Raw genomic sequence first — 19,659 nt, forward strand, 5'->3', positions numbered from 1 at the left:
GCCGTCACGGCCGTCACGGCCATCACGGCCATCAACCCCGCCACCGCCCTCCGCCGACAGCCGCATCCCGTCCCGCGCCGGGACCAGGCAGGCCCGCTGTCCCGGGCGCCCGTCCACGGTGATCAGGCAGTCGAAGCACACCCCGATCCCGCAGAACAGCCCGCGCGGTCCGCCCTCGCGCCGCGTGGTCCGCCAGGCCACGATCCCGGCGGCCACCAGCGCCGCGCCCACGCTCTGGCCGGGCAACGCGGTGACCGTCGTGCCGTCGAAGGTCAGCCGGTACGCCGACAACCCCGTGCGCTCACTCCCCGCGTGACTCATCCGCACCACCCTCCTCAAAGCGTTCGGGCGCGAACGGCGTCAGGTCCAGATCCGTCGCCTCCCCCGTCAGCGCCTGCGCGATCAGCTTCCCCGTCCCCGCCGCGAGGCCGATCCCCGCGCCCTCGTGGCCGCAGGCGTGCCACAGCCCGGGGGCGCGCGGGTCGGGGCCGATGACCGGCAGATGGTCGGGGCAGTACGGCCGGAAGCCCGCGTACACGCGCATCGCCCGCACCGACGCCAGCATCGGGAACAGCCCGATCGCACCCCGGGCCAACGCCCGTACGGCGGCGGGGGACGGCCGCCGGTCGAAGCCGACCCGCTCCCGGGTGGAGCCGATCAGTACCGTGCCGCCGCCCGTGCCCTCCACGACCGGCGACGCCTGGAGCTCCGCGTCCGAACTGGCCACGGCGTCCACGTAGTCGGCCGCGTAGACCTTGTGCCGTACGGTCGCGGGCGGCAGTGGTTCGGTGACGAGGACGAAGCCCCGGCGCGGCAGCACCGGCAGTTCGACACCCGCGAGCCCCGCCACCGCGCCGGCCCAGGTGCCCGCCGCGTTCAGGACGGCGGGGGCGCTGACGGTGCCGTGGGATGTCCGTACGCCGGTGACCGGGGCACCCGCGCCGCCATCCGGGGTGGCCGGGGAGCCGCCCGCCGAGGTGGCCGGGGAGCCGCCCGCCGGGGTGGCCGGGGAGCCGCCTCCCGGGGTGGCCGGGACGCCCGTACGCCCTCCCGCCGTGGCCGGGACGCCCGTACGCCCTCCGCGCCGCCGGAGGAACCCCACCACCTCCGTCCCCGTCCGCACCACCGCCCCGCGCCGCCGCGCGAGCCGCAGCAGGTGGGCCGCCGCCAGCATGGGCTGCACCTGGGCGTCCTGCGGATACAGCGCGCCCCCGGCGGCCTCGCGGGTCAGCCGCGGTTCGAGGGCGGGGAGTTCGGCCCCGGACACCTCACGTACGACGACGCCACGGGCCCGCTGCCGCTCGGCCAGCGTCCGCAGCGCGCCCAGGGCGGCGGGGGTGGAGGCGACCACCAGCCCGCCCTTCTGCTCGAACTCCCACCACTCGCCGTACGGGCCCAGGTCCTCGCCCCACACCTGCCGCGAGTACCGCGCGAGCTCCAGCTCCGGGCCCGGCTCCTTGTCCGAGACCAGAACGTTTCCCTCGCCCGCGCCCGAGGTGCCGCCCGCGATGGCGCCCCGGTCGACCACCACGACCCGCAGCCCGGCGAGGGTGGCGAACCAGGCGGCGGCCGCGCCGACGACTCCGGCGCCGATGACGACGAGATCGGCGGTCTTCGGCAAGTCCTGGTGCACCGCCCGGTGCATCAAGTCCTGGTGCATCGCCCGGTGCACCAAGTCCTGGTGCATCGAGTCGTTCCCGCCCGGGGTCATCGGCCACCCGCCCACAGCCCGCGCACATGGCCGATATGGCGATGCGTCATGGCCTCGGCGCCGCGTGCGTCGCCCGCCTCCACGAGGTCGAGCAGAGCGTGGTGTTCGGCCGCCGACTGGCCGAGCCGTCCGCTCTCCAGCAGCGGGACGAGCCCCAGCAGCCGGGTCTGGGAGCGGAGTTCGGAGACCACCTCCACCAGCCGCCGGTTCCCGGCGTAGCCGAGCAGGGTGAGATGGAAGACCCGGTCGGCCTCGATATAGCCGATGAGGTCGCCGCGTTCGGCCGCGTCCACGATGGCCTGGGCCAGCTCCCGCAGCGCGGGCAGGTCCCCGGGCGGGATACGGGGGACGGCCTCCCGTACGGTGGGCGGCTCGATGAGCAGCCGGATGGACGCCAGGTCGTCCAGGTCCCGCTCGGAGACCTCGGTGACCCGGAACCCCTTGTTGGGCACCGAGACCACCAGCCCCTCCTTCACCAGGTCGAGCATCGCCTCACGGACGGGCGTGGGGGAGACGTCGAAGCGGGCGCCGAGGGCGGGCGCCGAGTAGACGGCGCCGGGGGCGAGTTCACCGGAGATGATGCCCGCGCGCAGGGCGTTCCTGACCCGGTCGCGCAGGCTTTCGCGCTTGCCGAGCGGCCCGAGGCTGGTGCGGCGACCACGGGGAGCGGTTCCGGTCATGTCCCATCCACCACCGATCTCCCCTCTCTACACCAGAAACCCGGCCGGGAACGGATCCTCGGGGTCGAGATGGAACTGCGCGGTGCCGGTGACCCACGCCCGCCCCGTGATCGAGGGCACGACGGCGGGCAGCCCCGCCACCGTGGTCTCCTCCAGCAGCCGCCCGATGAACCGCGTCCCGATGAACGACTCGTTCACGAACTCCTCGCCGAGGCCCAGCTCACCGCGTGCGTACAGCTGCGCCATCCGTGCGGAGGTGCCGGTCCCGCAGGGGGAGCGGTCGAACCAGCCCGGGTGGATGGCCATCGCGTGGCGGGAGTGGCGCGCCGTCGAACCCGGGGCCTGGAGGTAGACATGGCGGCAGCCGGTGATGTCCGGCCGCTCGGGGTGGTGCGGCGGGTCCTGCTCGTTCACCGCGTCCATGATCTTCAACCCGGCGGTCAGCAGTTCCTGCCCGGCCGCCCGCTCGAAGGGCAGCCCGAGGGCGTCCAGTTCCACGATGGCGTAGAAGTTGCCGCCGAACGCGATGTCGTAGCGCACCTCGCCGAAGCCGGGCACCCGCACCGTACGGTCGGTGGCCGGGCAGAACGCGGCCACGTTCCGGATCGTCACCGAGGTGGCGGCCCCGTCGCGCACGGCGACCTCCGCGACCACCAGACCCGCCGGGGTGTCCAGGCGGATGGTGGTGACCGGCTCCCGCACCTCGACCATCCCGGTCTCGACCAGCACGGTGGCCACGCCGATGGTGCCGTGCCCGCACATGGGCAGCACCCCGGACACCTCGATGAAGAGCACACCGTGATCCGCGTCCGGCCGGGTCGGCGGCTGGAGGATGGCGCCGCTCATCGCGGAGTGGCCGCGCGGCTCGTACATCAGCAGGGTGCGCAGATCGTCGCGGTGCTCGATGAACCACTGCCGGCGCTCGGCCATGGTCGCGCCCGGGAGCGTCCCCACCCCGCCGGTGACCACCCGGGTGGGCATGCCCTCGGTGTGGGACTCCACGGTGTGCAACACCCGCCGCGACCTCACGAGCGCCCCCTGACCCGCATCCCCCGTATCCCGGCCCCCACCGGCACGGCAGCCCCCACCGCCCCGGCCCTCACCGGTACCCCAGCGCGAGCACCGTCTCGGTCTCCCGGACGACGCGCGCCGCCACCTCCCCGGCCAGCCGCGAACGCGGCGGGCGGCAGGATCCGCCGCGCAGCCCGGCCAGATCCATGGACGCCTTGATGGCCTGGACGAACTCGGTCCTGGAGTCCCAGCGCAGCAGCGGATGCAGCGCGCGGTACAGCGGCAGCGCCTTCTCCAGATCCGTGCCCACACCCGAGGTGGCGAGCCGGTACAGCTCCACGGTGGCGTCGGGAATCGCGTTCGGATACCCGGCGATCCACCCCACGGCCCCGGCGAGCCCCAGCTCCAGCAGCACGTCATCGGCGCCGATCAGCAGATCAAGACCGGGGGCGCGCTCGGCGATCTCGTACGCCCGCCGCACATCCCCGCTGAACTCCTTGACCGCGACGATCAGCCCCTCCCCGTGCAGCTCGGCCAGGAGCTCCGGGGTCAGGTCGACCTTGGTGTCATGGGGGTTGTTGTACGCCACCACCGGCAGCCCGGCGCGCGCCACCTCGCGGTAGTGGCCGACCACGGCCTCCCGGTCGGCGCGGTAGCTGTTCGGCGGCAGCGCCAGCACCGCCCGCGCCCCCGCCTCCCCCGCCTGCTCCGCCCACCGCCGGCTCTCCAGCGCCCCGTACGCCGCCACCCCCGGCATCACCCCGAACCCCTCGGGCGCCGCCTCCACCGCCACCCGCACCACCCGCGCCCGCTCCTCGTCCGTCAGGGTCTGGTACTCCCCCAACGACCCATTGGGGCAGACCCCGTCACAGCCGTGCTCGGCGAGAAACCGCACATGGGCGGCGTAACCCTCGTAGTCGACCGACAGTTCGTCATCGTCCTGGAACGGAAGCGCCGTGGCGACATGAACGCCACGCCAGGGAGCGGAGAGATCGGGCATGCGGAACCTCCTGGGGGAGGGGACCAGACCACCGGATTTCCCTTTGACGATAGCAGTGCAATGTCACACCGCACAGTCCTCGGAACGGAGGGATCGGCTCACCGGAAGTCACCGGAAACGCGCAGGAGTTCACAGCGCGAACTGTGCGGTCTATACCTTTTGCGGGTGTGGCCAATGTGTCGCACGAGACAGTGAACGTGACTACTATTCACGTTGATTCGGCTGGATCCCACGGCTTGTCAGGTGGCTCATCATCCAAAACGGGGACTGCTCTTCGTCTCTTGTCAGCCAGGTCACCGGCGTGAAAGGCTCGGCCCGCCCCGTAAGGGGAATCCCCAACTCCGAGGCATCGCTGTGCTGTTGGCTGACCACCCCGCGGCCCGTTTGTGAGAGGGTTGCCCCCCGGCGGGGGCGCCGCTGTTCGTGAGTGAGGAATTGCCTCCATGCCCGACCACTCATCTCCCAGGGAATCGCCCGGGGACGGCTCCCCGACGCGCCGCGGGGTCCCCGAGGCGCCCGGCGAGGATGTCGATGGCGCGGCCTCCGCTACGGCTTTGCTGGGCGCGTACTGGGACGCGGTCGCCGATTACGCGGAGCTGTGCACCACCACCCCGGAAGACGGGATGCGGCTCGCCACCGAGGCGTTCCGGCGGGGCATCCGGGAGACCCGCAACCGCCGCACCCGGGGCTTCGGCAAGCGCCTCCCGTGGCTTCCGCTGTTTCTGACCGCCGTGCGGAAGACCGCCGCCGAATGGGACGCCCATCGGCACGGGGACCGGCTCAACCCGGAGTTGCGGACCTGGCTGGCCTCCGACCTCGCCGCCCGGTTCGCCGCACCGCCCCGCGACCAGCCGCTCGCCCTGCGCGCGCTGCGCGACCTGCCGGAGGCGGACGGGGAGCTGCTGTGGCTGGTCGAGGTGGAGGCGCGGTCCACGGAGGCGGTGGCCCGGCAGCTGGGGTACGACCCGGAGTACGCCACCGAGGAGATCGCCCGGGTCCGCGCGGCCTTCCGCGAACGGTGTCAGCGCGCCCATGTGGACACCCTCACCGACGAGGAGTGCCGCAGCTACGCCAAGCTGCTGGACGCCGCCACCCGGGCGCCCGACTCGCCCTCGCCCGCCGACCTGTGGCAGCACCTCGCCCGTTGCCGGACCTGCCGGGACGCCGCCACCTGCATGTATGTGGACGGCGCCGGGCTGCCCGGCGCGCTGGCGGGCGGGGTCATCGGCTGGGCCGCGCACCTCTACCTCAAGCGGCGCCGCGCGCTCGCCGAGCGGGCCCCCGGCACCACGCCGAGCGCCCGCGCCGCCGCGCCCACCGCGCACGCGGTCCGCGCCCCGCTGTGGGAGCGGCTGCGCGACCGGGTCCTGGACGTGGTCGGGGCGCGGCGGAGCAGACGGGCCGGTGGCGTGGAGGGCAGAGCCGGGGCGGGTGGCAGAGCCGGTGCGGGCGGGGCTCGTTCCGGGGGGCACCGGGTCGTCCGGGGCCGCGCCGCCCGCCGCCGGTTACGCAGAGCCCGTACGGCGGTCATCCTGGCGGTGATCGCCGTGGTCGCCCTCGCCGCACTGGTCGCGATGACCAGAACCGCCGCCGACTCCGACAACCGCACCGGCGGCTCCATGGGCCCCGAGGTGACCCCCGGCAGCCTGGCCCCCGCCACCTCCTCGCCGTACAACCCCGGCGCCCCCGCCTCCCCCAGCCCCTCGAAGAGCAAGGGCGGGCAGGGCGGGAAGGGCTCCGGCAAGGGGCACCAGAAGAAGCCCGGGCGCTCCCCCGCCCCGTCCTCCTCGTCCGCCAAGGGCGACTCCGGCTCCGCGTCCGGCCACGGCGGCAAACCGCCCTCCGACGACCGGGAGCCCGGCGGCGACGCCGACTGCACGGCCCGTTTCCAGCTGGTCAACGAATGGCCCGACGGCTTCAAGGCCGCCGTCACCCTCACCTCCCGCGAATCCCTCAACGACTGGCGGGTCACCTGGACCTTCCGCGACTCCCAGCGGGTGACGCAGATGTGGGACGGGGAGTTCACCCAGCACGGCTCGAAGGTGACCGCCACCTCGGCCGACTACAACAAGCGGGTCAAGGCCGGTGGCTCCCTCTCCATGGGCTTCCTCGGCTCCTGGAGCGACGGCAACCGGCCGCCCGGCTCCTTCACCCTGAACGGCCGCCCCTGCGCGGACTGACGACACCGCTCCCCCCGGCCCGAGCGGCGGTCCCACCCGGATGGCGGAACAAGACCTCCGCCCCCGGGGGAATCCATCCAGGAATGAGCAGTGTCCTCAGCGGCATCGTGACCCTGCCACCCGACGCCCCCGCCGGGCGGGCGGCGCGGGTGGTGGTGGAGGTGCGCAACGTGTCCCGCTCCGACGCCCCCGAGTCGATCGTGGCCGCCCAGGTCCTCACCGATGTGCCGCTGAGCCCGGGCGGCCACGTCCCGTTCAGCGTCACCGTCCCCGGTGAGCTCTCCCCCGGCGACAACTACGGGCTGCGGGTCCATGTGGACGTCAGCGGCTCCGGGGTCATGGAGGACGGCGATCTGGTCAGCGCCGAGGCCGGCCCCGTACCGGCCGGATCCACCGCGGGTCTGATCGCCCCGGTCACGATCCTCTGAGGGACGGGTCCCGGCGCGAGGCCGTGCGCCGCCGGGGCCCGTCGGCTCAGTTGTCGTTCGCCGCGTCGGAGTCCGCCCTGTTCGCCGCCGACTCCGCGCCGTCCACCAGCTTGTTCAGCTCATCCAGCTCGGAGGCGGACGGAGCCGGTGCGGTGGCCGACGGGGCGGACGCGCCCGATGAGCCGTTCGCGTCGTCCGAGCTGGATGAGCCGTCCGAACCGCCCTTGCCGCCGCCGCAGCCGGTGGCCAGCGCGGCGCAGAGCAGCGCCGTGGCCGCCACGGCCCAGGGGCCGCGCTTCACTTGGCCGATTCCTTACCGCTGCCGGAACCGCCACCGGACCCCTCGCCGCGGGCGGCGCACCACTTCTGGACCTTCGACAGATCCTTCTGCCGCTGCTCGAGCGTCGGTACGAGGGACCTGCGGAAGGTGAGCTTGTGGTTGAGGAACGTCTGGACCTCGGTGTGGTCCGCCTTCTTCGCCCGCTCCACCCGCTTCGTCAGCCGGGCCACGGACCCGCGTACGGTCGCCGGGCCCTTCAGCCGCTTCAGCGCGCGGTCCAGCCGCTTGTCGATCCTCTTGGCGCGCTTGCACAGCCCCCGGGAGCCGTCCCCCGCTCCCTTCGGCGCCTTCGCGCTCGGGGAGGCGGCCGGGGCCGAGGCCGGGGCGCTGCCGTCCGCCGCCGCGATGCCCACCGGACCGAGCAGGGCGGCGGTGGCCGCGCACGCCACGAGGGCGCTCTTTCCACGGTGCATGGTGCTGTTTCCTTCCCTTGGAGCCGGACGGCCGGGGAGGGGACGGGCCGTCCCGGACTGGGGAAAAACCTAGGAACCTTCTTTGTGGAAACTCTGTGGACCGGAGTTACGGCGCCTCGGCGGGCCGCAGGACGAACCCCACGCCGCGCACCGTGTGCAGCATCCGCGGCCGGCCGCCCGCCTCCAGTTTGCGGCGCAGATAGCTGACAAAGGTGTCCACGGCGTCCGTACGGACGTCGAAGTCATAGCCCCAGACGCGATCCAGCAGCTGATCGCGGGTGAGCACGATCCCGGCGTTGCGGGCGAACACGTCCAGCAGTTCGAACTCGCGCCGGGTGAGCCGCAGCTCCACCCCGTCCAGCCATGCCTCCCGGGCCTCCGGCACCATCTCCAGCGCACCGGCCCGCACCCGGTCGGTGGCGGCGGGCGGACGGCGGCGCAGCAGGGCGTGCAGCCGCAGCACCAGCTCCTGGAGCGCGAAGGGCTTGACGAGGTAGTCGTCGCCCCCGGCCTGGAGCCCGGCCACCCGGTCGGCCACCTCGTCGAGCGCCGACAGCATCAGGACGGGCACGTCATTGCCGTCCGCGCGCAGGCTGCGGCACACCTCGATCCCGCTCAGGTCCGGCATGGAGATGTCCAGGACCACCACATCGGGCGCCCCGTCGCGCAGCGCGGCCAGCGCGGCGTGGCCGCCGTCCGCGAGGGTCACGGCGAATCCGTTGAGCCGCAGCCCGCGCTCCAGGGACCGCCGGATGGCCGCGTCGTCATCCGTCACCAGGACGCGACCGCTGCCCGTGCCTGCCATGTCCGTACCACCTCCGGCCCGGCATGGTACGTGCCCCCAGCCGTGGGCGCGGCCCGTTCCAGGGGCCCGGGCATGGCCTTTGGGCCAATTGACTCCGTCCCGTCCGCGCCGTGGGATTGGCCTGGTTCACCCTTTTCCCGCCGCGCCCGCCCAGGAGCCGGTGTGTTCCGCGCCCGCGAAGGAGCCAGCGTGTCCCAGCCCACCAACGCCCCGGACGCCCTGGCCGCCCCGGACGCCCTGACCGCCCTGAACGCCCCGGACGCCCCGGGGCCCCTGGCCGCCCTGGACGCGCTCGGGCCCAAGGGGCCCTACCGCTCCCGCCACCGCCTCACCGTCAGCGATGTCACCGGCGCGCCGATGGCCGGACTCTCCCTGGTGCCCCGGCTGTTCGTCACCCGGGCGCTGGCCGCCCTGCGCGCCGCCGGAACCCTGCCGCTGGAGGAGCGGCTGGCCGCGCTGAAGCGGGCGGGGGAGCTGTTCGCCACCGGCACCGTGGCCGGGATGTCGGCCGAGGCGTACGAGGGCGCGGTGTGCCGCATGTCGGGCACCCCGCTCGCCAATGTGCGGATCGCCGTGGAGGCGATACGGCTCAGCGCCACCGAGGCGTACCGCAGCGTCCAGGCGGCCCGCCCGGTGGGGGCGGTGGGCGACTGGCGCGATCCGTACGCCCGCGGCGGCACCGCGGTGTGGATCCGGCGCGGCGACGTCTTCGCGGTGCACGCCGCCGGCAACCACCCCGCCGTGCACGCCCTGTGGCTGGAGGCGCTGGCGCTGGGCTACCGGGTGGCCGTACGCCCCTCCCGCCGTGAGCCGCTCACCCCGTACCGGCTGGTCAGCGCGGTGCGCGAGGCGGGGTTCGGGACGGATCAGGTGGTGCTGCTGCCCACCGACCACGACGCGGCGGGCGAGATCCTGCACGGCGCGGACCTCTCCATGGTCTACGGCGGGCAGGAGGTCATCGACCGCTACGCCGCCGATCCGACCGTGCTGCCCAACGGGCCCGGCCGCTCCAAGATCCTGATCACCGCCGACCGGGAGTGGCGCGACCACCTCGATGTCGTCGTCGACTCCATCGCCCGCCACGGCGGCACCGCGTGCGTCAACGCCACCGCCGTCCTCGTCGAGGGCGATCCGGCGCCGGTCGCCGAGGCGCTGGCGGAGCGGCTCGCCGCCCTCCCCAGCCTGCCGCCGCAGGACGAGAAGGCGGTGCTGCCGGTCCATCCGCTCGAGGTCGCGCGCGGCTTCGAGCGCCTGCTGCTCGGCAAGGCCGCGGGCGCCCGCGCGTGGCTGGGCGGCGACGGCGTGGTGGCCGACCTCGGCGACGGCAGCGCCGCCCTGCGCCCCGCCGTCTTCCAGCTCGACGATCCGCGGGACGCGCGGCTGGGCGTGGAGCTGTCGTTCCCCTGCGTCTGGGTGGCCCCCTGGACGCGGGAGGCGGGCGTCGCCGCGCTCCGGGACAGCCTGGTGGTCACGGCGCTCACCGGGGACGAGGCGCTGCTGGACGGGCTGCTCGCCGAGCCGTCCATCAAGAACCTCTACATCGGCGACCATCCCACCCACTGGATCGCGCCGGGCATCCCGCACGACGCGTATCTCGGCGAGTTCCTGATGCGTACGAAGGCCGTCATCCGCGGCTGACCCCACGAGCCCCCTGCCGCCATCCGCGAGGAGCATCCCGTGCCGACAGCTTCCCTTTCGGTGCTCGACATCCCCTTCGACGAGCGCCCCGACCCCGATGAGTACATCCGCGCCGCCATGGAGTGGCACTTCGGCCCGGACACCGGCTCCCCGTTCTGGCTGCGGAAGGCGGAGACGCTGGACTTCGATCCGCGGCGGGACGTCAAGGGCGTCGCCGATCTCGCGCTCTTCCCCAATGTCACCGGCGAGTTGCGCGACGTACCGGTGCGCGATCTGATCCCCCAGGGCTACGGCGCCGACGCCCGGATCGTCGGGGTCTTCGAAAGCGGCGGCACCACCGGCGCCCCCAAGCGGATCGTGTGTCTGCGCGACTGGCTGGACCGCCTCACCCACGGGCTGAGCGCCGACCTCGACGGGCTCGGCGTCCCGCGCGGGGTGGACTGGGTCGCCATCGCCCCCAGCGGCCCCCATATGGTCGGCGAGATGGTCGCGGGCGCGGCCGCCCGGCACGGTGGGCTGATGTTCCGCGTCGACATGGATCCGCGGTGGGTGAAGAAGCTGATCTCCGCCGGGAAGGCCGAGGAGACCGACGCCTATGTGAACCACCTGGTGGAGCAGGCGGCGTACGTCCTGCGCACCCAGGACATCGGGGTGCTGATGACCACCCCGCCGCTGCTGGAGCGGCTGGCCCGGCACGACGACCTCATCGAACTGATCGGGGAGAAGGTCAAGGGCATCATGTGGGGCGGCGCCCATATGGACGCCGACACCCGCGATCTGCTGCGCACCGAGGTCTTCCCCGGCTGTGAGCTGTACGGCACCTACGGCAACACCATGATCCTCGGCGGTGCCACCGAGCGGCTGGGGCTCGGCCCGGACGAGCCGTGCGTCTTCGATCCGCGTACGCCGTTCGTCACCTTCTCGGTGGTGGACCCGGCGAGCGGGCGGCCGGTGCCGTACGGCGAGCGCGGCCAGGTGGTGATGAACCACGTCAGCAAGTCCGCCCTGCTGCCCAACAACCTCGAGCGGGATCTGGCGATCCGCGTCCCGCCGCCGGAGGGCGCGGTCGGGGACTCGGTGGCCGATGTGGGCCCGGTGGCGATGTTCGACGACGAGGTCGTGATCGAGGGCGTCTACTGATCGGGGACGTGTCCGCACGCCAGGGGTGGCGGCGCGGCAGCCACCGGACCGCCACCAGTGGCTGACGCCAGGCCGCCACCAGTGGCTGACGCCAGGCCGCCACCAGTGGCTGACGCCGGGCCCCCACCAGCCGCCGACACCGGGCCGCAGCCAGGCGCTGACAGCGACCCGCCACCACCCGCCGGCACCGGCCCGCCACCAGGCGTTTGCCGCGTTCCGCCATGGACCCATTCAGCCGCGACAGTCGCAGTGGTTACGATCTGGCGCGATGGGCAGAGCGCAGCGCGGAGGAGAGGCCCGCATACGGAGGGGCCACATACGGAGGGACCCGGTGCGCGGCACCGTGCCTTCCGTCCTCTGCCGTGCCGTGCTTCTGCTCGCCGCGGCGATATGGGTGGCGCCCTCGTGCGTCCATCCCGCCGCCGGCCACGGCGCCCTGTCGACGGGGTGCCCGCACCGCCTGGCGGAGACCGCGTCGGCCCAGCCGCACGAGGAGCCGATCGCGTATCCGGCTCCGGGGCACCGCCCGTTCGACACCTCCGGTTCGGGCACCGGAAGCGACAACTGTGTCGCGGGCCCCCGGGGAGTCGTCCAGGCCCTGGTGCCCACGCCCGTACCCCCGCCCTCCCTCGCCGAGGTTCCGCCGCCCGACGGCCGCCGGGACCCGGACTCCGCCCGGGCGCCGCCGGACCATCCCGTCCGCGCCCTCGGCCTCCACCAACTCCAAGTACTTCGGACCTAGGCCGACGCCGGTCACCGCGATGCACCTCTCCACCCATCCAGTGTGCGAACAGCGCGAACTGCGCGAACTGCGAGGTTGAGGACAGCCATGGGCTCCAAGGAATCGAAGACGAAGGGTGCGGCGGCCGACCGCCGCGCGAAGATAGAGGAGTTGCGCCGCGCCGAGAAGGCGCGCGAGCGCCGGTACCGGATCATCACCATCACCTCGGTCACGGTGATCGTCGCCGGACTGGCCGTCGGGGGCTACTTCCTCGTCGACGCGAGCGACAAGAAGGAGAAGAAGGAGGCCAAGGTCACCTCGTCGGTCGTGAAGACCGGCGAGTTCAAGGGCATGAAGACCTGGAAGAACCTGGGCCGGACGCATGTCCAGGGCTCGGTGAAGTACGCGATGTCGCCGCCGGTCGGCGGAAACCACAACCAGGTCTGGCAGAACTGCAACGGCGATGTCTACACCAAGCCGCTGACCAAGGAGAACGCGGTGCACTCGCTGGAGCACGGCGCGGTGTGGGTGACCTACACCGACAAGGCGTCGAAGGAGGACGTCGCCACCCTCTCGGCGCGGGTCAAGAAGACCCCGTACTCGTTGATGAGCCCCTACCAGGAGCAGGACGCGCCGATCGTCCTCAACGCCTGGGGCAATCAGCTCGACGTCGAGAAGGCGTCCGACCCGCGGGTGGCCGACTTCTTCAAGAAGTTCGTCCAGGGCAAGCAGACGCCCGAGCCCGGCGCCTACTGCACCAACGGGAAGACTTCGTGAGCGACGGGACCGCCGTCGGCCGCGCCTCCCGCCAGCCGCTGGTGGCGGGGATCGCCGCCGCCCTCGCCCTGCTGACGCTGGTTGCGGTGGCGGTGCTGTGGCTGACGAGCGACCGCTCGGAGGGCTCGACCGACACGGGGACGCCGAAGGACACCTCGGCCGAGGCCGGTTTCGCCCGCGACATGTCCGTCCACCATCAGCAGGCGGTGGAGATGTCGTTCATCGTGCGCGACCGCACCGACGACGACGAGGTGCGACGGCTGGCGTTCGACATCGCCAGCACCCAGGCCACCCAGGCCGGGATGCTCCAGGGCTGGCTGGACATGTGGGGGCTGGACAAGACGTCCGAGGATCCGCCGATGACGTGGATGAAGCACGCGTCGTCGGACGGCATGGAGGGCATGGACCACGGCTCGATGAAGGGCATGGGCTCCACGTACAAGCCGCACGACGGCTCGCTCATGCCGGGCATGGCCACCAACAGCCAGCTCGACGAGTTGCGCAAGGCCAAGGGCAAGGCGGCCGAGGTGCTCTACCTGAAGCTGATGACGGCCCATCACAAGGGCGGCGTCGACATGGCGAAGGGCGCGGTCGAGCTGGTCAAGGACTCGACCGAGAAGCACCTGGCCCGGACGATGGTCCAGGGCCAGCAGTCGGAGATCCAGCTGATGGCCGACATGCTCAAGGCACGCGGCGCGTCCTCCTCCTGACGCCCCGCCGATGGCGCCCCTCGCCCCCCACGGGGACCGCCCCGTGGGTCTGCCCCACGGGGCCGCGGGGCGCCATCACCCCTTCCGCACGAACACCCCGGACCGGGTTGCCTGATACGTCGCCTCGACGGTGGTGTGCACCAGCCGATCGTCGATGGACCCGCGCAGGATGAGCACCCGGTAGTAAAGCGGCGCCCCCAGCGAGGCGATGACCTCCCACGCGTCGGTCTCCGCGGGGATGTCCCCCCGCTCCACCGCGTTCCGCACGATCAGGGTCACCTCCTCGGTCCGCCGCACGAACGCGTTACGGACGATCTCCTCGACCCGGGTGTCATGCGCGGCCGCCGCGAGCAGCCCCTGCATGACATTGCGGTTGCGCAGGGCGTTGTTGAAGTCCGCGATGGCCTGGGTGAGTTCGCTCAGATCCCGGTGGAAGTCACCGGTGTCCGGGGTGGGCAGCGTCGAACTCCGCTCGGCCAGCAGATCGACGACCACCCCCTCCGCCGTGCGCCAGCGCCGCCGGATGGTCGACACATGCACCCCCGACCGCCGCGCGAGCCGATCGAGGGTGAGCTCGGCGAACGAGTCGCGGTCGAGCTCCTCGTACGCGGCCGCCAACACGGCGGCCCGAGTCCGGGCCGTACGCCCCCCGGGGCGAGCCGACCCATGCGGTGGTCGCTCTGTCATGACGCGCCGACTCTACGGCCCCTCCACCTTCGTGAGCACCAGATCTTCACGACACCCGGGCGCTGAACGCCCGGTAACCCATTGCACGGCGTACACACCCCTCGCTAGTGTGACACCCGTTACTTAATGCGCGCGACAGCGCATTAGGCCAACATGGCGCAGAGTTTGCCGGACCTTCCTCACGAGGGGAAGGAAGGTCCAGCACGCTCCCCTTCTTATCCGCCTCCCCCTTCCGAGCTCACCGCTCCCGGCTCGATACGGCAACACCCGCGTCCAGGGCGGCCATCAGCCGGTCTCACATCTCAACTCGCCCCACACCCGCTTCCCCCAGGGCAGCCGATCGGCCCCCCATCGCCAGGCGCACTCCTCCACCACGGCGATGCGGACCACGTCGGGCTCGGGACGGGTGACGGTGACGCGGATGACGCGGCAGTCCGTGTGGTCCACCGCGTTGGCCACCAGCTCCGAGACGATGAGGGTGGCGGCGTCGGCGTAGTGCTCTATGCCCCAGACCGCCAGCGCTGTACGGACGAGACGACGAGCCGTGGCGGCGCTTTGGGCCGTGCACGGAAGGGTCTCCGTGCAGCCGGGGTGCCCGGAGGGGCGGGCGGTGGTGGTCACAATCATGGCGGACCTCGCGGTTCGTGAACGTGAGCGCACGCTATGACCGCCGAGAGCGACCGCACAGTGACCGTACGTACCACTTTGACGTGTGCGTGGGACGTCGCGTCCTACCCGTCCAGGTTGAGCCGGTCGGCCAGTTCGGTCACGGGGGAGGTGCGGCGGCGCTCGCGGCCACGTAGTTCGGCCACCACCCGCCGAGCCGTTCCGTGGTAGCGCATCCACTCCGCCGCATCGCCCTCCGCGGCCAGGAGGGCGCGAATGGCGCTGCCGTCCTTGCCGAGGTCGACGCAGGCCAGGGCGCGGTCGACATGGAACCGGGCGCGCCATGTCGGCGGAAGGCGGTGGAGTTCGGGAACGGCACGGGCCGCGGTCAGCGCCTTCGCGCCGCGCTCCATCTCCACCAGGAAGTTGACCTTGGCGACACCGACATTGGTCGGGCCGAACGGTGTGGCGTAGTCGAGGCGGTCCTCTCCGATGCGAGAGGCAGCGGCCGTCGCCATGTTGAGCAGTTCGTCCACGGCGTCGTGCTTGCCGCGTCGCACGGCCGCCGTCGCGGCGCGCAGCAGCAGGATTCCCCACAGGGACAGTTCCATGGGTCGGGACCGGAATCCGGGCTCGATCCGCTCGGCGGCGGCCAGGGCGACACGCTCGGCGTCCTCCAGCCGTCCCTGCTTGGTGAGGATCCACGACAACGTGGAGACGCCCATGGTCTCGAGGTGCGGATCGTCCGACCGCCGGGCGGCCTCCATGGAGCGCTCCAGCGCCGTGAACCCGGCGTCCTCCTTGCCCAGTGCGGCCAGCGTGGTGGCCGCAACCTGATACGCCTCGGCAAGCACCGCATGAGCCGCGGCGGCGTCAGCGCCGCTGTGGGCGTGTGCCGCCGTCCTGGCGTCCCGGATGAGCTGGGGCAGCAGGACGCCGATCTCGGCCATCCGCCCCTCGCGCCGGATGCGTTCGGTGGACCGTAACGCGGCGCGCAGCGCCCCGACGGTGGGCGGGGCCTCGGGGTCGGTGTCCTCACCGAGGAGTTCGGTCAGCGGGGAGACGGCCTGCCGGAGCGCGAGAACGGACGGCGAGTCGCCCTCCTGACGGGCCTCGAAGGTGGTCGGCTGACCGATCAGCACGGACGGTTCCACATCGAGCGCGCGGGCGAGGGCGTTGATCGTCGAGAGCCGCGCCGTCTGTCGCTGCCCCTGTTCCAGCTTGCGCACCACGTCCACGGACAGCTCCGCCCGTTCAGCGAGCCGCTCCTGGGTGAGCTTGCGCCGGACTCGGAACCGAGCGATCCGCTCCCCGAGCCCCTGCTCGTCCTCACAGCCCATGGCACTGGTCCCCCACTCACCATCAGGTATCAGGCGGATGCGGCTTCCACGCTACGCCCTCGCTCACTCCGCAGGTGAAGAGTTGTCCCCGGTGGCCCGGAGCGCGGCTACCGACGGTTGCCCTCTCCGCACTCCCATTCCTCGCGCAGCACTCCGTAGACGATGGAGTCCCGCCATGCCCCACGTACGTGGACGTGGCCGCGGATTCGGCCCTCTTCTGTCATGCCCGCCGCGAGGAGCGTCTTCTCCGAGGCGACGTTGAGAGGCGCCCGAGCGGCCCAGACACGGTGGAGTTCCAGGTCAGCGAAGGCGAGGGCGAGGAGCAGGCAGACGGTCTCCCTGCCGTAGCCCACGCCCCAGGTGTCGGGGCGCAGCGCGAATCCGATGGTGGCGGCGCGTTGTTGGTGCGGGTCGTGGGCGAGGCGGGCGAATCCGATCAGTTGGGCGCCGGCCCGCTCGACGACGGCGAGTGCGTACTCCTGGCGTGGGGTCGCCGTCGCCGAGGTCACCGATCGCTCGACGATGCCGCTGACCTCGTCGCGTGAGCGTGGCGTGAAGCTCAGGTGCTCGGTGGCCTTCGGGCTGCCGTAGATGGCCAGGACCGCGTCCACGTCATCGACGGTGAGTTCGCGAAGTGAGAGGCGAGTTTCGTCACGGATGACCGGAAACATGGCGGGACTCTACTCTTGCGGGCAGCACGCTCGTTGTCCCGAAAAGACGTGTCCCCCGGCGGGGCGTGGCGCGGCGCCGGGGGACGGCGGGCGGTCAGTGCAGGTGGGCCGGGGTGAATTCGACGGGGAGGGCGGCCACGCCGCGCATCATCAGGGTGACGCGCCATTCGAGCTCGTCCGCGGGGACGGAGAGGGTGACGTCCGGGAGGCGGTCGAGGAGGACCTCGATGGCGGCGGTGGCGATGACCTCGGCGATTTCGCGGGCGGCCGGGGGGCAGCCGTGTTTGCCGTGGCTGAAGGCCATATGGGCCTGGTTGCCGCCGGCGCCGGAGTGGAAGTCGGGGCGGACGTCGGGGTCGGCGTTGGCGGCGGCGAGGCCGAGCATCAGGCAGTCGCCCTTCCTGATGCGGCGGCCGCCCAGCACGGTGTCGTCGGCGGCCCAGCGGCCGATCCAGAACGGGACCGGGGTGTCCTCCCACAGCACCTCGTTGAGCGCCTGGCCGACGCTGCGGCGGCCGCCGGAGAGGGTGATGGCGAACCGTTCGTCCGTCAGCATCAGCCGGAGGGCGTTGCCGATCAGGTCGCTGGTGGGCTGCTGGACGGCGTAGATGGAGCCGAGCACGTCGTTGATGATCTCGTCGTCGGTGAGCCCGGCGGGGTGGGACACCAGATGGGCGGCGACGTTGACCTGGTCGGGGTTCTCCCGGACGCGTTTGATCAGCGCCTCCATCCGGGTCTGCATCTTCTGCAGCGCGATGGGGGCGTCGTTCCCGGTGAGGTGGAGCGAGTCCTCCTGGATGGCGGCGGCTTCGGTGTCGTCCAGGCCGTAGAGCCGGGTCACCACCCGCAGCGGGATCTGGCTGGCGTACTCGGCCACCAGATCGGCCCGGCCGCTGCCCGCGAAGGTGTCGATCAGCCGGTCGGCGACGCGCTCGCACTGTGCGCGCAGTTCGAACTGGTCCACCGACGCGAGGCCGTCGCAGATGGCCTCGGACCGCCGCTGGTGGTCGGCGCCCTCGCTGAACAGCATGGTCGGGCGGTAGCCGACGAAGGTCGTCAACTCCCAGTCGGGCGGCACCAGATGCCAGGAGTGCCAGCGGCGGGAGTCACGGGCGAAGCGGTTGGGGTCGGTGGTGACCCGGACCACCTCGCGGTAGCCGAGCACCGTCCAGACGGGGATCTTGCCGTCCAGCAGGACGGGCACGACCGGGCCGTGGTCCCGGAGCAGCTCGCGATAGAGCTCCATCGGTTCGTCCCGGAACCGCTCGTAGTCCAGCGGCACCGACCCGGGGGGCACCACCCCGTCGGGCGGGGCGGGCGCCGATGGGAAGACGGGCTCGGGCGCGGCCCCGGGCGGGGCATCCAGCGGGGACGTGGGGTCAGGGGTGGTCACGCGGTGGTCTCCCCGGCGGAGCCGTTGGTGGACAGGGAGTAGAGGTAGCGGGCGAGCGCGACCAGTACGGCCTTGCTGGAGTCGCGCTTGCGGGCGTCGCATTCGATCATCGGCACCTCGGGCGGGAGGTCGAGGGCCTCCCGCACCTCCTCCAGCGTGTGCTGCGGCTCGGTGAAGTTGTTGCGGGCCACGATGAACGGGGTGCCGTGGTGCTCCAGCCGGTCCAGCGCGTACCAGGAGTCGGAGAGCCGGTTGGTGTCCACCAGGACGACCGCGCCCAGCGTCCCGGAGAACAGCCGGTCCCACAGGAACCAGAACCGCTCCTGGCCCGGGGCGCCGAACAGATAGAGCACCATCTGCTCGTCCAGGCTGATCCGGCCGAAGTCGAAGGCCACCGTGGTGGTGGTCTTGTGGCGCACGAACGAGGCGTCGTCGATGCCGATGCCCGCCTGCGTCATCGTCTCCTCGGTGCTGAGCGGGCGGATCTCGCTGACGGACTGCACCATCGTCGTCTTGCCGACGCCGAACCCGCCGACGATCACGATCTTCAGACCGTTGCTCGCGCTCTCCCGCAGCGGGGCGTGCCCGGCGCCGCCGGGGAGCGCGGTGCTCACGGTGGTCTCAGAGATTCTGGAGTGCAACGAGCACCTTCTTCAGGGTTTCGGGCCCGGGCAGCCGGCCGCCGGGACGGGCCGCATGCGGATGGCGCGCGGTGATCCGGCCGGTGTCCAGCAGATCGCACAGCAGGATCTTGACCACGCTGACGGGCAGTTCCAGATACGAGGAGATCTCCACGACCGACAGGGGGCGGCGGCACATCCGCAGGATCTTGACGTGCTCGGACTGCATCCCGGGGGTGGGATCGCTTTCGCTGACGATCAGCGTGACCATGTCGAACCGGCTCTCGTCGGCCCGGCTGCGGCCGCCGGTGACGGTGTACAGCCGGTCCGGGCCCTCCTTGTCCAGCGGACCTCGGATCATGCCTTCGCCCCGCCGCCGCTGCCGCCCGCTTCCACCCGCGGAGCGGCCCGCAGATGGTCGCCGATCTGCTCGACCAGCTCGTTCATGTTGTGGCCGATGATGCCGACATCGGCATCATCATGGGCCACCACGGCGAGATGGGCGCCTTCGCCGGCCTCGACGATGAACAGAATTCCCCCGTGGAACTCCGTCATCGACTGCCGTACGCCGCCGCTTCCGTCGCCGAACTCGATGGACGCGCCATGGGCGAGGCTCTGGATGCCCGACGCGATGGCCGCCAGCTGATCGGCCTGGTCCACGGACAACCCGGAGGAGAGGCACAGCTTGAGGCCGTCCCGTGACAGCACCAGGGCGTGACGCGAGCCCGGGGTCTTCTCCAGCAGGTTCTCCAACAGCCAGTCCAAGCTGCGGTCGGTGGTGTTCATCG

Annotated in this window: 22 protein-coding genes and 1 pseudogene; 7 read left to right on the top strand and 16 right to left on the bottom strand. The window is 72.2% G+C overall.

The genetic code is table 11. The annotated features are described in order from the left end of the window. Nucleotides 1-30: 30 nt before the first annotated feature. The 5 genes and pseudogenes from LIV37_RS24840 to LIV37_RS24860 all read right to left on the bottom strand — a co-directional run. Nucleotides 31-321, bottom strand: a pseudogene (locus tag LIV37_RS24840) ((2Fe-2S)-binding protein); the annotation flags it as partial. Next, nucleotides 302-1,645 (bottom strand): NAD(P)/FAD-dependent oxidoreductase, encoded by a 1,344-nt coding sequence (locus LIV37_RS24845; RefSeq protein ID WP_243146299.1) that lies wholly within the window; start codon nucleotides 1,643-1,645, stop codon nucleotides 302-304. The pseudogene LIV37_RS24840 and the gene LIV37_RS24845, both read right to left, overlap by 20 nt. Nucleotides 1,646-1,707: 62 nt before the next feature. Next, a complete protein-coding gene (locus LIV37_RS24850; protein ID WP_020869850.1) occupies nucleotides 1,708-2,391 on the bottom strand; it encodes a GntR family transcriptional regulator in 684 nt (227 codons plus the stop codon). A gap of 27 nt (nucleotides 2,392-2,418) precedes the next feature. After that, nucleotides 2,419-3,420 carry a proline racemase family protein gene (locus tag LIV37_RS24855; protein ID WP_121824547.1) on the bottom strand — a complete coding sequence of 334 codons (1,002 nt, stop codon included), beginning with the start codon at nucleotides 3,418-3,420 and terminating at the stop codon, nucleotides 2,419-2,421. A 70-nt stretch (nucleotides 3,421-3,490) separates the two neighbouring features. Next, nucleotides 3,491-4,402 carry a dihydrodipicolinate synthase family protein gene (locus tag LIV37_RS24860; protein WP_020869852.1) on the bottom strand — a complete coding sequence of 304 codons (912 nt, stop codon included), beginning with the start codon at nucleotides 4,400-4,402 and terminating at the stop codon, nucleotides 3,491-3,493. A gap of 443 nt (nucleotides 4,403-4,845) precedes the next feature. Between LIV37_RS24860 and LIV37_RS24865 the strand changes: the two genes are divergently transcribed. Beyond that, a complete protein-coding gene (locus LIV37_RS24865; protein ID WP_121824546.1) occupies nucleotides 4,846-6,582 on the top strand; it encodes a cellulose-binding domain-containing protein in 1,737 nt (578 codons plus the stop codon). An 83-nt stretch (nucleotides 6,583-6,665) separates the two neighbouring features. Next, nucleotides 6,666-7,010, top strand: coding sequence for a hypothetical protein (locus LIV37_RS24870; RefSeq protein ID WP_020869854.1), 345 nt, complete (start codon nucleotides 6,666-6,668; stop codon nucleotides 7,008-7,010). Nucleotides 7,011-7,056: 46 nt separating this feature from the next. Here the strand turns inward: LIV37_RS24870 and LIV37_RS24875 are convergent, their stop codons facing one another. From LIV37_RS24875 to LIV37_RS24885, 3 genes are all read right to left on the bottom strand, one after another. Beyond that, a complete protein-coding gene (locus LIV37_RS24875) occupies nucleotides 7,057-7,311 on the bottom strand; it encodes a hypothetical protein (protein ID WP_020869855.1) in 255 nt (84 codons plus the stop codon). Next, the gene (locus LIV37_RS24880; RefSeq protein ID WP_020869856.1) at nucleotides 7,308-7,763 is read right to left on the bottom strand and encodes a hypothetical protein; all 456 of its coding nucleotides are present in this window, start codon (nucleotides 7,761-7,763) and stop codon (nucleotides 7,308-7,310) included. Before LIV37_RS24880 ends, LIV37_RS24875 begins: the two co-directional genes overlap by 4 nt. A 106-nt stretch (nucleotides 7,764-7,869) precedes the next feature. Continuing rightward, entirely contained in the window at nucleotides 7,870-8,568 is a 699-nt protein-coding gene (locus LIV37_RS24885) for a response regulator transcription factor (RefSeq protein WP_020869857.1), read from the bottom strand. A gap of 273 nt (nucleotides 8,569-8,841) precedes the next feature. Between LIV37_RS24885 and LIV37_RS24890 the strand changes: the two genes are divergently transcribed. The 5 genes from LIV37_RS24890 (at nucleotide 8,842) to LIV37_RS24910 (ending at nucleotide 13,554) form a co-directional block, all read left to right on the top strand. After that, entirely contained in the window at nucleotides 8,842-10,206 is a 1,365-nt protein-coding gene (locus LIV37_RS24890; protein ID WP_167525863.1) for an aldehyde dehydrogenase family protein, read from the top strand. A 39-nt stretch (nucleotides 10,207-10,245) separates the two neighbouring features. Beyond that, nucleotides 10,246-11,346 carry an AMP-binding protein gene (locus tag LIV37_RS24895; RefSeq protein ID WP_121824545.1) on the top strand — a complete coding sequence of 367 codons (1,101 nt, stop codon included), beginning with the start codon at nucleotides 10,246-10,248 and terminating at the stop codon, nucleotides 11,344-11,346. A gap of 331 nt (nucleotides 11,347-11,677) precedes the next feature. After that, nucleotides 11,678-12,088, top strand: coding sequence for a hypothetical protein (locus tag LIV37_RS24900; RefSeq protein WP_020869860.1), 411 nt, complete (start codon nucleotides 11,678-11,680; stop codon nucleotides 12,086-12,088). A gap of 87 nt (nucleotides 12,089-12,175) precedes the next feature. Beyond that, nucleotides 12,176-12,844, top strand: a complete 669-nt coding sequence (locus LIV37_RS24905) for a DUF3105 domain-containing protein (RefSeq protein ID WP_020869861.1) — start codon at nucleotides 12,176-12,178, stop codon at nucleotides 12,842-12,844. Beyond that, nucleotides 12,841-13,554 carry a DUF305 domain-containing protein gene (locus LIV37_RS24910; RefSeq protein WP_020869862.1) on the top strand — a complete coding sequence of 238 codons (714 nt, stop codon included), beginning with the start codon at nucleotides 12,841-12,843 and terminating at the stop codon, nucleotides 13,552-13,554. Before LIV37_RS24905 ends, LIV37_RS24910 begins: the two co-directional genes overlap by 4 nt. Before the next feature lie 75 nt (nucleotides 13,555-13,629). On the opposite strand, the gene LIV37_RS24915 is transcribed toward LIV37_RS24910, so the two are convergent. The 8 genes from LIV37_RS24915 to LIV37_RS24950 form a co-directional block, all read right to left on the bottom strand. Beyond that, complete coding sequence (locus LIV37_RS24915; RefSeq protein WP_121824544.1) at nucleotides 13,630-14,241, bottom strand: TetR-like C-terminal domain-containing protein; 612 nt, start codon at nucleotides 14,239-14,241, stop codon at nucleotides 13,630-13,632. Between the two features lie 285 nt (nucleotides 14,242-14,526). Beyond that, nucleotides 14,527-14,868 (bottom strand): ATP-binding protein, encoded by a 342-nt coding sequence (locus LIV37_RS24920; protein ID WP_020869864.1) that lies wholly within the window; start codon nucleotides 14,866-14,868, stop codon nucleotides 14,527-14,529. Between the two features lie 104 nt (nucleotides 14,869-14,972). After that, on the bottom strand, nucleotides 14,973-16,187 hold the full coding sequence (locus LIV37_RS24925) for a helix-turn-helix domain-containing protein (protein WP_020869865.1): 1,215 nt from the start codon (nucleotides 16,185-16,187) through the stop codon (nucleotides 14,973-14,975). Nucleotides 16,188-16,294: 107 nt separating this feature from the next. Next, nucleotides 16,295-16,858, bottom strand: coding sequence for a GNAT family N-acetyltransferase (locus LIV37_RS24930; protein ID WP_020869866.1), 564 nt, complete (start codon nucleotides 16,856-16,858; stop codon nucleotides 16,295-16,297). Between the two features lie 94 nt (nucleotides 16,859-16,952). After that, a complete protein-coding gene (locus tag LIV37_RS24935; protein WP_020869867.1) occupies nucleotides 16,953-18,251 on the bottom strand; it encodes a cytochrome P450 in 1,299 nt (432 codons plus the stop codon). Next, nucleotides 18,248-18,892 carry a GTP-binding protein gene (locus LIV37_RS24940; protein ID WP_185057991.1) on the bottom strand — a complete coding sequence of 215 codons (645 nt, stop codon included), beginning with the start codon at nucleotides 18,890-18,892 and terminating at the stop codon, nucleotides 18,248-18,250. The genes LIV37_RS24935 and LIV37_RS24940 overlap by 4 nt, the downstream gene beginning before the upstream one ends. Beyond that, nucleotides 18,873-19,232 carry a DUF742 domain-containing protein gene (locus LIV37_RS24945; protein WP_020869869.1) on the bottom strand — a complete coding sequence of 120 codons (360 nt, stop codon included), beginning with the start codon at nucleotides 19,230-19,232 and terminating at the stop codon, nucleotides 18,873-18,875. Before LIV37_RS24945 ends, LIV37_RS24940 begins: the two co-directional genes overlap by 20 nt. Continuing rightward, entirely contained in the window at nucleotides 19,229-19,657 is a 429-nt protein-coding gene (locus LIV37_RS24950) for a roadblock/LC7 domain-containing protein (protein WP_020869870.1), read from the bottom strand. Before LIV37_RS24950 ends, LIV37_RS24945 begins: the two co-directional genes overlap by 4 nt. Nucleotides 19,658-19,659: the final 2 nt, after the last annotated feature.

Source organism: Streptomyces rapamycinicus NRRL 5491 (assembly GCF_024298965.1).
GTDB lineage: Bacteria > Actinomycetota > Actinomycetes > Streptomycetales > Streptomycetaceae > Streptomyces > Streptomyces rapamycinicus.

Bases quoted from the DNA above. Each gene is read 5' to 3' on its own strand.
- LIV37_RS24845 (WP_243146299.1), bottom strand. From the start codon at position 1,645: ATGCACCGGGCGGTGCACCAGGACTTGCCGAAGACCGCCGATCTCGTC.
- LIV37_RS24850 (WP_020869850.1), bottom strand. From the start codon at position 2,391: ATGACCGGAACCGCTCCCCGTGGTCGCCGCACCAGCCTCGGGCCGCTC.
- LIV37_RS24860 (WP_020869852.1), bottom strand. From the start codon at position 4,402: ATGCCCGATCTCTCCGCTCCCTGGCGTGGCGTTCATGTCGCCACGGCG.
- LIV37_RS24865 (WP_121824546.1), top strand. From the start codon at position 4,846: ATGCCCGACCACTCATCTCCCAGGGAATCGCCCGGGGACGGCTCCCCG.
- LIV37_RS24870 (WP_020869854.1), top strand. From the start codon at position 6,666: ATGAGCAGTGTCCTCAGCGGCATCGTGACCCTGCCACCCGACGCCCCC.
- LIV37_RS24880 (WP_020869856.1), bottom strand. From the start codon at position 7,763: ATGCACCGTGGAAAGAGCGCCCTCGTGGCGTGCGCGGCCACCGCCGCC.
- LIV37_RS24885 (WP_020869857.1), bottom strand. From the start codon at position 8,568: ATGGCAGGCACGGGCAGCGGTCGCGTCCTGGTGACGGATGACGACGCG.
- LIV37_RS24905 (WP_020869861.1), top strand. From the start codon at position 12,176: ATGGGCTCCAAGGAATCGAAGACGAAGGGTGCGGCGGCCGACCGCCGC.
- LIV37_RS24915 (WP_121824544.1), bottom strand. From the start codon at position 14,241: ATGACAGAGCGACCACCGCATGGGTCGGCTCGCCCCGGGGGGCGTACG.
- LIV37_RS24920 (WP_020869864.1), bottom strand. From the start codon at position 14,868: ATGATTGTGACCACCACCGCCCGCCCCTCCGGGCACCCCGGCTGCACG.
- LIV37_RS24925 (WP_020869865.1), bottom strand. From the start codon at position 16,187: ATGGGCTGTGAGGACGAGCAGGGGCTCGGGGAGCGGATCGCTCGGTTC.
- LIV37_RS24930 (WP_020869866.1), bottom strand. From the start codon at position 16,858: ATGTTTCCGGTCATCCGTGACGAAACTCGCCTCTCACTTCGCGAACTC.
- LIV37_RS24945 (WP_020869869.1), bottom strand. From the start codon at position 19,232: ATGATCCGAGGTCCGCTGGACAAGGAGGGCCCGGACCGGCTGTACACC.
- LIV37_RS24950 (WP_020869870.1), bottom strand. From the start codon at position 19,657: ATGAACACCACCGACCGCAGCTTGGACTGGCTGTTGGAGAACCTGCTG.